Annotated in this window: 7 protein-coding genes, 1 pseudogene and 1 CRISPR repeat array; of the genes and pseudogenes, 3 read left to right on the top strand and 5 right to left on the bottom strand. The window is 70.1% G+C overall.

Features of this window, described 5'->3' with window-relative positions:
• The 4 genes from ACTIDRAF_RS27350 to ACTIDRAF_RS0205380 all read right to left on the bottom strand — a co-directional run.
• Positions 1-1,573, bottom strand: a 1,573-nt coding sequence (locus ACTIDRAF_RS27350) for a hypothetical protein (protein ID WP_016697693.1), incomplete at its 3' end; no start/stop codon positions are given.
• The gene (locus tag ACTIDRAF_RS0205390) at positions 1,570-3,342 is read right to left on the bottom strand and encodes an HSP90 family protein (protein ID WP_016697692.1); all 1,773 of its coding nucleotides are present in this window, start codon (positions 3,340-3,342) and stop codon (positions 1,570-1,572) included. The genes ACTIDRAF_RS27350 and ACTIDRAF_RS0205390, both read right to left, overlap by 4 nt.
• A 596-nt stretch (positions 3,343-3,938) precedes the next feature.
• A CRISPR array of direct repeats spans positions 3,939-4,484; the repeat unit is 38 nt; unit sequence GGTTGCACCGGCCCTCCGGGGCCGGTGAGGATCGCAAC.
• A 110-nt stretch (positions 4,485-4,594) separates the two neighbouring features.
• Positions 4,595-5,212: a class IV adenylate cyclase gene (locus tag ACTIDRAF_RS27345; protein WP_016697691.1), complete on the bottom strand. Its 618-nt coding sequence runs from the start codon at positions 5,210-5,212 to the stop codon at positions 4,595-4,597.
• Positions 5,209-6,657: a class I SAM-dependent methyltransferase gene (locus ACTIDRAF_RS0205380; RefSeq protein WP_016697690.1), complete on the bottom strand. Its 1,449-nt coding sequence runs from the start codon at positions 6,655-6,657 to the stop codon at positions 5,209-5,211. The genes ACTIDRAF_RS27345 and ACTIDRAF_RS0205380 overlap by 4 nt, the downstream gene beginning before the upstream one ends.
• Before the next feature lie 456 nt (positions 6,658-7,113).
• Here ACTIDRAF_RS0205380 and ACTIDRAF_RS35515 point away from each other — a divergent pair.
• Positions 7,114-7,263: pseudogene (locus ACTIDRAF_RS35515) on the top strand (helix-turn-helix domain-containing protein); the annotation flags it as partial.
• A 156-nt stretch (positions 7,264-7,419) separates the two neighbouring features.
• Positions 7,420-8,424 carry a hypothetical protein gene (locus tag ACTIDRAF_RS0205375; protein WP_245533449.1) on the top strand — a complete coding sequence of 335 codons (1,005 nt, stop codon included), beginning with the start codon at positions 7,420-7,422 and terminating at the stop codon, positions 8,422-8,424.
• 15 nt (positions 8,425-8,439) lie between these two features.
• On the opposite strand, the gene ACTIDRAF_RS0205370 is transcribed toward ACTIDRAF_RS0205375, so the two are convergent.
• Positions 8,440-9,183 carry a Type 1 glutamine amidotransferase-like domain-containing protein gene (locus tag ACTIDRAF_RS0205370; RefSeq protein ID WP_016697688.1) on the bottom strand — a complete coding sequence of 248 codons (744 nt, stop codon included), beginning with the start codon at positions 9,181-9,183 and terminating at the stop codon, positions 8,440-8,442.
• Positions 9,184-9,584: 401 nt separating this feature from the next.
• Between ACTIDRAF_RS0205370 and ACTIDRAF_RS0205365 the strand changes: the two genes are divergently transcribed.
• Entirely contained in the window at positions 9,585-10,100 is a 516-nt protein-coding gene (locus ACTIDRAF_RS0205365) for a pyridoxamine 5'-phosphate oxidase family protein (RefSeq protein WP_016697686.1), read from the top strand.
• Positions 10,101-10,291 lie beyond the last annotated feature (191 nt).

Below are 10,291 nucleotides of genomic sequence, written 5' to 3'. Positions count from 1 at the left end.
CGCCGCCCAGCCGGCAGCGGGCTCGCAGCGCCTCACCCTGGTGGCCGTCACCCTCGAGCGCCAGCAGGCCCCGGTTGATCTCGGCGAGCCCCTCCTCGGACCGGCCGCCCTGGCAGAGCAGCACCCCCAGCCGGGTGCGCGTCTCGTTCTCCCGGACCAGGTCCCCCGCCCGCGAGAACAGGGTCACCGCCCGCCGCCAGGTCTCCTCGGCCAGTTCCACGTCACCGTCGGCGAGGCGGAACCCGTGCGCCACCAGCCGCCGCGCCAGCAACCCGGGTTCCGGGTGCGGGCACACCTCGTCGAACCGCGCCCACGCCGCCGCGGCCCGCCCCTCGTTCTCGAACCACATCTCCCGCTCGGCGACCTCGGCCAACGCCTCCGGCCGCTCGGGCAGTGCCTCGGTGACCGGCGGGTCGCTCGGCGCCGGTGGCGGTGCCGCCTGCCCGGTACGGCCACGCCGCACCAGGCCCGACAACGGCAGGTGGTCGACCAGCGGCTCCTCCACGAGTTGGCCGCGCACCAACTCGCTCTGGTAGGAGCTGCCGTTGCGCGCGTCGAACCGCGCCGCCACGGCCAACGCCCGGTCGGCGAGCTCGTCCCGCAACCGCGCCACCGGCACGGTCGTCGCCTCGCGACCCCGGAACCCGGGGCGCCGCACGGGGTCGTCACCGTGCCCCCGCGCGGCGATCAGGTCGAGGATGCGGGCGGCCGCGACCGCGAACTCCATCTCGGCCAACGGCGACGGCGGCTCGTCGAGCCACCCGAGGTGCCGTTCCACCAGTTCCAGCCCGCGCACCTCGTTCCCGCTCAACGCGCAGAACCGGACGTGCTCGGCGACCAGGGACAGTTCACCCCTGTCGTGCTGGACCGCCCGGTAGGCGCGCCGGTGGGCATCGGCGGCGTCGTCGAGGGCACCCACCCGCAGGTACGGCCGGAGCAGCGCCGTCAGGATGCCGTGCGGCTGCTCGCTGCACGTCAGCTCACCGTCGAGCACCGGCACGGCGAGCGCCACCGCCTCCTCGTACCGGCCGGTGCGTTCGAGGTGGTACACCTTCTCGCTCGGTTCGCAGCCCGCGCAGTCGGACATCTCGCCCCGGGGACTGGCGCACCACAACCGGTACTCCTCCTCGGCGGCGTCGAGGTCACCGAGGTGCCGGTGCACCATCGCCCGGTGCTGGTGCACCGGACCCACCCCGTGCCCGGCGAGCCGGTAGCGCCGCTCCATGTCGGCCAGCACCGCCCTCGTGCGGTCGAGCGGCACCTCGGGGAAACAGGTCAACGCCCCGACCACGCCCTTGAAGTACCAGAACAACTGGTGGTCGAACCGCCCGTCCGACTCACCCCGGTCGTAGGCGGCCAGGCACCAGGAGAACGGCACGACCATCCTCGCCGGTTCGCCCCCGTACTGGTACGCCGACACCGCCAGGATCCGGGCCGCGTACCGCAGCTCGGGGCTCCCCACCGCGTCCGACCGACGCACCACCTCCTCGGCCGCGGCGATCTGGGAGGCACCGTAGGGCAGCCGCCAGGCCGCCCGCAGCATCTCCTCGACCTCCTGCTCGCTGTGGCTCACTGCTGGTCCTCCGAAGGGATGGCCCGCTCCAGCAGGCCGAGAAACGAGCGGTTCAGAAGGGCGGCGTCCGCCGGTCGGATCGGGTGGTAGCCGAGGAGGAGCGCCTGCCCGTACAGCGACTCGACCGCCAGCCGCACCGCCTCGGGCTCCCGGGACGCGAGGATGCGCCGCACCAGCTCGTTGCGGTGGTTCAGCACCAGGCGCGGGCGGTCCTCCCTGGGCTTCTCGAAGGACGACAACACCCCGGCCCACAGGTCGTCCACCTGCTCCCGGGTGGACCGCAACTCGGCCTGGAAGGCCGCCGACCGGTCGACCAGGTACAGCACCGGCAGGCTGGCCGGGTCGAAGGAGCGCAGCACGAGTTCGCAGCCGAGCCGGTCGAGCACGTCCTGTGCGGCGGTGACGAACGGCCGCGCGGCCAGTTCCTCCGCCGCATCGACCGGTTCGAACCGGGTGACCAGGTCCGTGGGGTCGAGCCGCACCACCACGGCGTCCGGATCCACACCCGGCAGCCGGTTGATGATCTCCGCGTCGTAGGTGTACCCGCCGTTGACCACGGCGAGGCCCTGGGCGGCGGCGACCGAGGCCAGCTGGCGGAAGTCCTCGGCCGTCGTCGTGTACCGCACCGTGCCGTGGCGGGCGCGGAAGTCGGCCAGCGTCATCCGGCCGACGTTGGTCTCCAACGGCATCCACCGCTCGACGAGGCGCAGCATCTCGTCGTCGTGCAGGGCCAGCGCCTTCACCCCCAGGTGGTGGATCTCCAGGAACCTGGCCAACCGCGCCGGCCGGGTCCTGGCCAGCCCCGTCAACCAGCCGCGCAGCCGGGCGCCCAACGCCTGGCGGGTCGCCTCGAGCAGACCGTCGTCGTACAGCGCCTCCCTGCTCGCGGTGGGCCGCAGTCCCTCCGCGTCGACGACGCAGCGGGCGAAGAACGCCCAGTCGGGCAGCAGTCCCTCACCGCTCTCGGTGAGCAACATCCGCTTCAGGTAGACGCGGTGCCCGGCCCGCTCGGCCGGGTTGGCGGGGAAGGGCAACACGTAGGCCACCCCGGACAGCCCCGCCTCGGGAACCGCCAGGTCGATCACGTCGAGCGGGGTGAAACCGAAGGTGTCCTGCGCGTAGCCGAGCAGGTCCGCGTCCCGTTCCCCCGAGGTCCGGTCGTCGGACCGCCACGGCGGTCCGTCCCCGCTGACGGCCTCGCCGTCGACGGTCACCCGGAAGGGCAACAGGGATCCGTAGAGCCGGCTGAGGTCCCGCACCGTCGCCGGTTCGAACCACTGCTCCGCGCCGCGCCGGGCGCGGAGGACGACGGTGGTTCCGGGTTCGTCCCGCTCGGCCGGGCCGATGGCGTAGGTCCCGTCGGACCGGCCGACCCATTCCACCGCCGGACCACCCGCCACGGAGCGGGTCACGACGCGGACCTCGTCGGCCACGAGGAAGGCGGAGAGCAGTCCGATGCCGAACTGGCCCAGGAACTCGTGACGGGCGAAACCGAGTTCGTCCCGCTTGGAGCTGCGACCGATGGTGGCGAGGAGTTCGTGGACCTGCGACTCCGTCAGGCCCACCCCGGTGTCGTTGATGGTGAGCGCGCGGTCGGTGAGTTCGATCCCGATGGCGGCGGGGGCGTCGGGATTTCCGACGCGGCGGGCCGTCACCGCGTCCACGGCGTTCTGCAACAGTTCCCGCAGGTAGACGCGTGGGCTGGAGTACAGGTGGTGGCTGAGCAGATCGACGACTCCGCGAAGGTCCACCTGGAATTTCTGGTTCACTGTCCCAATCCCCAGTTCACCCCAACGTGTGGTCGGGACTCGAAATGATGATCTAGCTCATCCTATTCAGCACGGCCGACGGCCAGGGTGGCGGCACAACCGCCGCCAGCGGGGATCGTGCGACCGTCCAGTGCGTACTCCGGAGCGCCCTTCCCGGGTGTCGGTGCCCTCCCGTTCACTGATGTCCGGCGCCGCCGGGGACCGCCCCCGCGCGGTGTGGAGTGGACGAGGCCGTACGGGATTCCGCTGAGCGTCCGGGGCCCCCGCCATCTGCGTCGCCACGACAACGAGGTGCGTCGCGGCGGGAAGGCTGTGGGCGGGGGCAGCACGGGAGCCGGACCACCGACGGAGACGGGGGGACGGACGCCGTGCGGCGGGCGGTACCGTGGAGCTGCCGTGCTGGTGAGCGGCGGCCGTGCGTTGAGGCCGCGTCGGACGACGGCGCGGGTTCGGAGGGTCATGATCCTGCTTGGGAATCGGAAGCGTCACGCGACACGCCTGACCTCTCCCAACCAGATCCCGGGCGTGTCGCCCGTTTTGCCCGTTCTTCCTGCGCATGGTCGAAGGCGTAATCTGGAAAACCGCTGCTCGCGCAGCGTTGCACCGGCCCTCCGGGGCCGGTGAGGATCGCAACTCCTTCTGTGTGTGTGGGGGGGGTCAGCTCAGTGGTTGCACCGGCCCTCCGGGGCCGGTGAGGATCGCAACTTCAGATGGTTCTTCCTCTTCCTCTTGTAGATCTGGTTGCACCGGCCCTCCGGGGCCGGTGAGGATCGCAACGACCTCCTGATCCGGACCCTGGCCGCCCGCATCGGGTTGCACCGGCCCTCCGGGGCCGGTGAGGATCGCAACATGTCTACTGAGGCGATCCATGCGGGTCAGGCCCAGCGGTTGCACCGGCCCTCCGGGGCCGGTGAGGATCGCAACGACCCGCCGCAGCGCCGGCACCACTCGCTGCACAGTTGCACCGGCCCTCCGGGGCCGGTGAGGATCGCAACCCGTCCACGTCCTCGGCGATGGCCATACCCGTGACGTTGCACCGGCCCTCCGGGGCCGGTGAGAATCGCAACCGGGTAGGTAGCCGGCCCTCGGTCTCCGCGAGCTCGCGGTTGCACCGGCCCTCCGGGGCCGGTGCGGATCCCGATCGCCAGGCCACTGAGCTGAATGGTCATCGACAAGCACCAAGACTGGGCGAACGTGTGTGACCAACTAATTCAGGCGCTGATCGTCCGCGAGCTCGTGTCCGACTTCCTGCTCAGCGTCCCTGAATCGGGCCGGCCAGCCGGGGGCCCACCTCCGTGACGTCGGCCCGTTCGTGTTGGATGACCAGATCCCGGTAGGGCAGGCGTACGACCGCGCAGTTGGCCAGACCGAGCCGCTGCTCCACCCCGTTCAGCAGTCTCCCCGCCACCTCGGGGTCGGTGGCCATCACCTCGGTCTCGGCGAACGCACCGACGCCGGTGATGAGGTCGATGACTACGGTGACGTCGTCGCGGTCCGGATGCCGGAAAGTGGTGCGAGTCTTCTCCACCCGGCAGAGCCTCACCATGCCCAGTACGTCGAGCAGCGTACTGGCCGCCGTAGCCTGGTCCGGGCCGGAAAGGATGACGTTGGTTTCGGGCTTGGCGATGATGTCCGCGGCCAAGTGCGTGTCCGCGGTGGACGCCGGTTTGTACGTGATCTCGGCGAACCCGTCGCGTTGCCGGACCCGCAGGCACTCGACGGTGGAGAGGAAGTCGATGTCGGGGCGGCTGTAGTAGGTGTCGACCTCGACGCTGGTACCTGCCTCGCGGTATCCGGCCTCGACCAGCCGGGCCCGCAAAGCGGAGGCGTCCGCCAGTTCACGCTTGCGCTCCATCTCGATCACGCTCATGGCGTCCAGTTGTCTCCTCTGTTGATCGCCGTGTACATGCGGGCCAGGCTGGGCTTGCCGCAGCGGTCAGCCACCGTGTCGAACGCCCGCCGTAGTGCGGCCACGTCGCCGCGCGGCACGTTCTGGAACAACACGAGCTGTTTGGCGTCGGGCAGCGGGTTGGCCAGCCGCTTGGTCAGGAACCGGTTGTAGTAGTGCCGATCAACCCGGGTGATGTCGCCAGCCTGGACTGGTATCAACACCGTATCGGTGTCGGCTTCGGCCGAGTGCACCGCGAACGCGGTGAGCAATTGGTCAGCCGTCATGTAGGCATAGGTCTCGCGGCCTTCCCGCAGTAGCCACGCATTCCACACCTGCCGACAGGTGGGGTCGCCTGACTCAGCGGCGTCCAGGAACGCCAGCAGGGCCACGTCGGTCACCGAGTCGAAGATGTCGCTGTCGATCGTGTGGTGATCAGCGCAGGGTTCGCTCACCGCAGCCAGCATCTTCCGCTGGCTGGTGGTCAGCCACGGCACCTCGTCACCAAGCTGGTAGTGCACCCGTTTGTGGCCGGAGCGGAAGTCGATCCAGTCTGCCGCGAGGTCGCCATCCAGCACTGGCGTGAATCCCAGCATCCCGGAGCGCCACACATGGTCGCGGAAGGTGATGTAGTGGCGCTGGATCTCCCGGAACAACCCGATCGGTGCCGTGATTACGGCGCAGGTCGCCCGGTCCAGTTCGGCTACCGGCACGATCCGCGAGTTCTGGCGGGCCACCAGTTCGTCATCGGCGCGATGGTACGAATGCGTGCCTTCCGCGAGGTACTGCGGTGTGAACAGCCGCAGAAAAGTCAGCCAGGCCCGCGAGTTGTAGTACTGGATGACCCGCTCGTGCAGTGACGGCCCGTCCACGGCGTACACATCTCGGTAGGCGAAGAAGCCGCCGGGGTTCAGCACTGTCGGCAAGGTGCGCATCATCGCGTGCAGTCCGGGGTAGCCGCCGCCGTAGGAGTACATCTCGTGCAACAGCGCGGACGCACTGATGACGTCGACGGGCTCGGCCAACAGGGTGGCGATGTCCTGAGCGAATCCGTGTCGCAGCTCGCACTCTCCGACGCGGTTGAACTCGTCGATTGCGCGGGTCAGCGCTTGCGAGGCCACACCCGGTGCCTCGATCAACGTCAGATGCACGTCGGACACAGGGTGGGAGTCGGTGATGCTGCCGTCGGCGAGTTGGGTGGCCAGGTAGGAGACCGCGGCCCCGCCACCGGGGCCAACCTCGACCACCCGTGGTCGGGCTCGCCCGATACGCCCCAGGGCTCCGTACACCAAAAAACCCTTCTCCGCGCCGTGAGTGTTGGCCGCGACATCCAGGTAGCCGGCATCGGACTTGTGCTCGCGGGCGAAGTTCGACAGCGCGGCGGAATTGGCCTCGGCGGCGATGTCGGCGAGAGCATGGACATGCATAGGTGCTCACCTCGGTTGGTCGGCAGGTCGCGCAGTCCGTTGCGAAAGCGACGAAGTAGATCGAGATTGGATGGGTCCGGCCGCTGACCGGCCTGTGCCGGTAGCCCTCAACTACCGGCACGTCAACCGGCGAGACCACACGTGGACGAGTCTGGGGGGCCAACACCGACCACCACCAGGACGCCGGTACGAGGTCGTAGGGTGGCTCGGTCGGGCGCCTGCCAAGTGCTTCGACCAGCGTCGGGTGCGGTCTCCGCCAACGCCTGGTTCTCCGCCACTCTCCGAGCTCACGACGTTCACCTCCCTGGCTCGCTGCGAGAGCTCCGCAACCAGCAGATTGCCGTGATTACTCGACGTGGTCCACCGATCACTCTCAGCTGTGAAAAACTGTCAAGGTCCCGCCGAGACCAACTACCGAGGAGATCCCGCGTGCCCGGTAACCACCGACTCGGAGCGATGCTTCGAGAGCTGCGCACCTCCCGGAACCTGACGCTGGCCGCCGTAGCTCGGCAGGCCGGCTGTGCCGAGTCACTAGTCTCGTATGTGGAGAACGGGCAGCGGCAGCTCCAGCCGTGGCTGGCCGAGGCATTGGACGCCTTCTACGGCACGGGCGGGGCGATCACCGCCCTCGTGCCCGTAAGCAACTTCGGGCAGGACGATCGCGCGCATACTGTGCCTCACACCGGACCAGCGTGCGGGCCCGTGCTCGCCGATGCGGCCAATGACGTGCTGGTCGTGCGGCTGCCGAAAGGAGGAGCGACGATGCCGGTCTCACGCAGGGAACTGCTGGCCGGGCTAAGCATCGGAGCGCTCGGGGGCGCCCTGGCTGACCGGGTCGACCACATGCTCGGCCGCCTCGACCTTGGTGACGACGCTGCCGGCGACGCGTTGGCGGAGTTCGAGCGAGCGTTCGCCGGGTTCTCCACCATGGCGCGGTCACTACCGCCGGCCCGGTTGATCGACGGCATGATCAGCCAGGTCGCACTACTGGACCGGCTGCGTCGCCGCGCACCCGCATCCAGGCGGGGTGCCTATGCGATCATGCAGGCTCGCTATGCCGAGTCCCTGTCCTGGCTGTGCGAGGAGGCCAGCGACGTGACCAGCGCGTTGTACTGGGTCGACCGGGCCGCCCAGTGGGCAGCGGCGGCCCGGTGGGAGCCGATGGTTGGCTACACATTCGTCCGCCGCTCCATGCTGGTCATCAATTTCACTGGCGACAGGCTGCGCGCGGTCGACGCCGCCGCACCGGTTCTGGACATGCCCGAGCTGTCCTGGGTGCGGGGCCTCGCAGCCAAGGAGACAGCAAAGGGCTACGCCCTGGCTGGCCAGGGCGACGCCAGTGCGCGGGTGCTGGACGAAGCGATGCGCCTGCTCGCCCAGCCCAGCCGGGACGACGAAGTCCGCTTGGGGCAGCGCAGCGTCGTCGGCGACGACCTGTACGCGGTCTACCAAACCACCTGCGACATCTACCTCGGTCTCGGTACCGACGTGATCGACGCGCTACAACCCCGGTTGGACGGACTGGCCCGCTCCTCGCCCCGCACGGCCACAATCAGCCGCGCGAAGCTGGCTCACGCGTATGCCAACGCCGGCCAACCGGCCGACGCCGTCCGACTGGCCTGGGAAACGCTGGACGCCCACGACCAGGTCGGCTCGCACTCCGCCTTGAGCGAGGTCCGCCGCACATCGCATGTGCTGCGCCAGTGGAAGGTTCGTGCGGACGTGCGCGGGGAGATATCCGACCTCGCCCACCGGCTGTCCAGCTAACCATCGGCCTGCCGGTTATGCGCCCTTGTCCCGTTTCAGCCGGAGCGCATCGAGCGGTTCCTCACGCACCTCGCCGTTTGAGAACCGGGTGACACGGTAGACGCCCGCGTTCGGCCGGTCGGCGATCGCGGCCACCAGCCTGTCGTGCTCGTAATGCAGCCCGGCACCGGTGTCGGTGGCGTAGCCGACCAGACCGCCCGCAGCATCGTCAGCGGCGAGCAGGTGGTGGAACGCCGCCCGCCGCCCGCCTTCGCCGTAGTGCACCGCGTTGGCATAAGGCAGCAATCCCAAACCCTCGCCGGTGCCGCGAACGCCGCCGTAGGAATCGGTGACCGTGCACCTGTGCCAGCACAGCGACCCGGCCGACTCACCGGCCAGCACGACCCCTGCTTGCCAACAGTCGGCCAGGATGGCCGGCAGGTCGTGGGCGTGCCAAACCGCCAGCAGGTTGACCACGCTCCCCCTGTCCACCCAAATGACGTCCTGCTCGTGCAGGTGAGCGGCTACATCGGGCACGTTGGGTTGCTCGAACAGCGCTAGGTGGGAGGTGCGCACCTCGGTGCCGGCGAACGCCGCGTAGAAGGCGTCGATGCTGGCCTGCCGATCGCCCGTGCCGGTCGATACGAAGCGCAACCGCGGGCGGGGCGGCCCGCCGGCCAGGTCGAAGGCGTAGGAGAAGACCGGGCCGGGCCGCCACGGGTCCCGGGCGCGGTTGAACCCCATCGAGGTCGCCAGGATCGTCGGTGCGTCGGCCGCCACCCGCTCAGTGTGGCAGCGTGCTGGATCACACGGCGACCGTTCGGCAGTCTCGATCCGCCGTCGCACACGGTCCCGCGACACGATCGCCAAGCCCGGACATCGTTGCCAACAGGACACCGTGGACGGCGGCCGGCAGCCCCAGCGCGGCGGTGACACGACCCGGCTGCCCCGCCCCCAACCCCACACGTCCCCCATCCGTGGGGCTGGCGGCATCCGGCCGGCCTGCGTGACCGTGTCCTGCCGCGCATCCCCTCCCGTCGCCAGCGAGGCTCATCCCGAGCCGTACGGCGGGGACCCCCGTGCGGCCGGCCGCACGCTTCGCCCCCGGGGCGGAGCGACCAGTTCGCCCGGCCACACGAGTCAACCCAGTCGGAAGCCTCAACAACGAGAGGGGAACAACGATGGCGATCACCGAGCCCGTCGCGGAGCTGGACCCGAGGTTCAGCGCTCCGGACGCACTGCCGACCAGCTGGTTGAGCATGGAGAAGGCGTTGCGCGGCGCGGAGACCTACTGGCTGTCGAGCGTGCGCGACGACGGCCGTCCGCACGTGAGCACCCTGCTCGGCGTGTGGCTGCACCGGGCGGCCTACTTCTGCACCGGCGAGGACGAGCAGAAGGCCCGCAACCTCCAGCGGAACCCGCTGTGCGCGCTGACCACCGGCTCGAACCAGCTCGACGAGGGTCTCGACGTCGTCGTGGAGGGGGTGGCCGAGCCCGTCTCGGAGGAGGCGGTGCTCCAGGAGGTGGCCTCGTCCTACCTGGACAAGTACGGGGAGGCCTGGCGGTTCGAGGTCCGCGACGGTCGTTTCCACGGCTCCGGTGGCGGGGGGAACGTGGCCGTGGTCTTCCGGATCCGCCCGGCGAAGATCCTGGCGTTCCGGAAGGGCCACTTCAGCCAGACCCGGTGGCGGTTCTGAGCCGCCGTGACGGCGGGTGATCTCGCCTTGGCGCCGCCCGGGCGACAGGGGCGCGGTGTTCGCCCCGTCGTCGGCCGCGGAGCCGGATGCTCCCTGGTCGGCGGGGCGCAGCGGGTGCGGACATCGAGCGGGGCTCGCGCCGCGCGGCTGGTCTGCCCGGGGCCGCCAGGAACGGCCGGCGGCGGCACGCC

Origin of the sequence: Actinoalloteichus spitiensis RMV-1378 (genome assembly GCF_000239155.1) — a bacterium.
Taxonomy (GTDB): domain Bacteria; phylum Actinomycetota; class Actinomycetes; order Mycobacteriales; family Pseudonocardiaceae; genus Actinoalloteichus_B; species Actinoalloteichus_B spitiensis.
The sequence above is the reverse complement of the archived record's forward strand: the minus strand, read 5'-3'. Positions and strand labels throughout refer to the sequence as shown.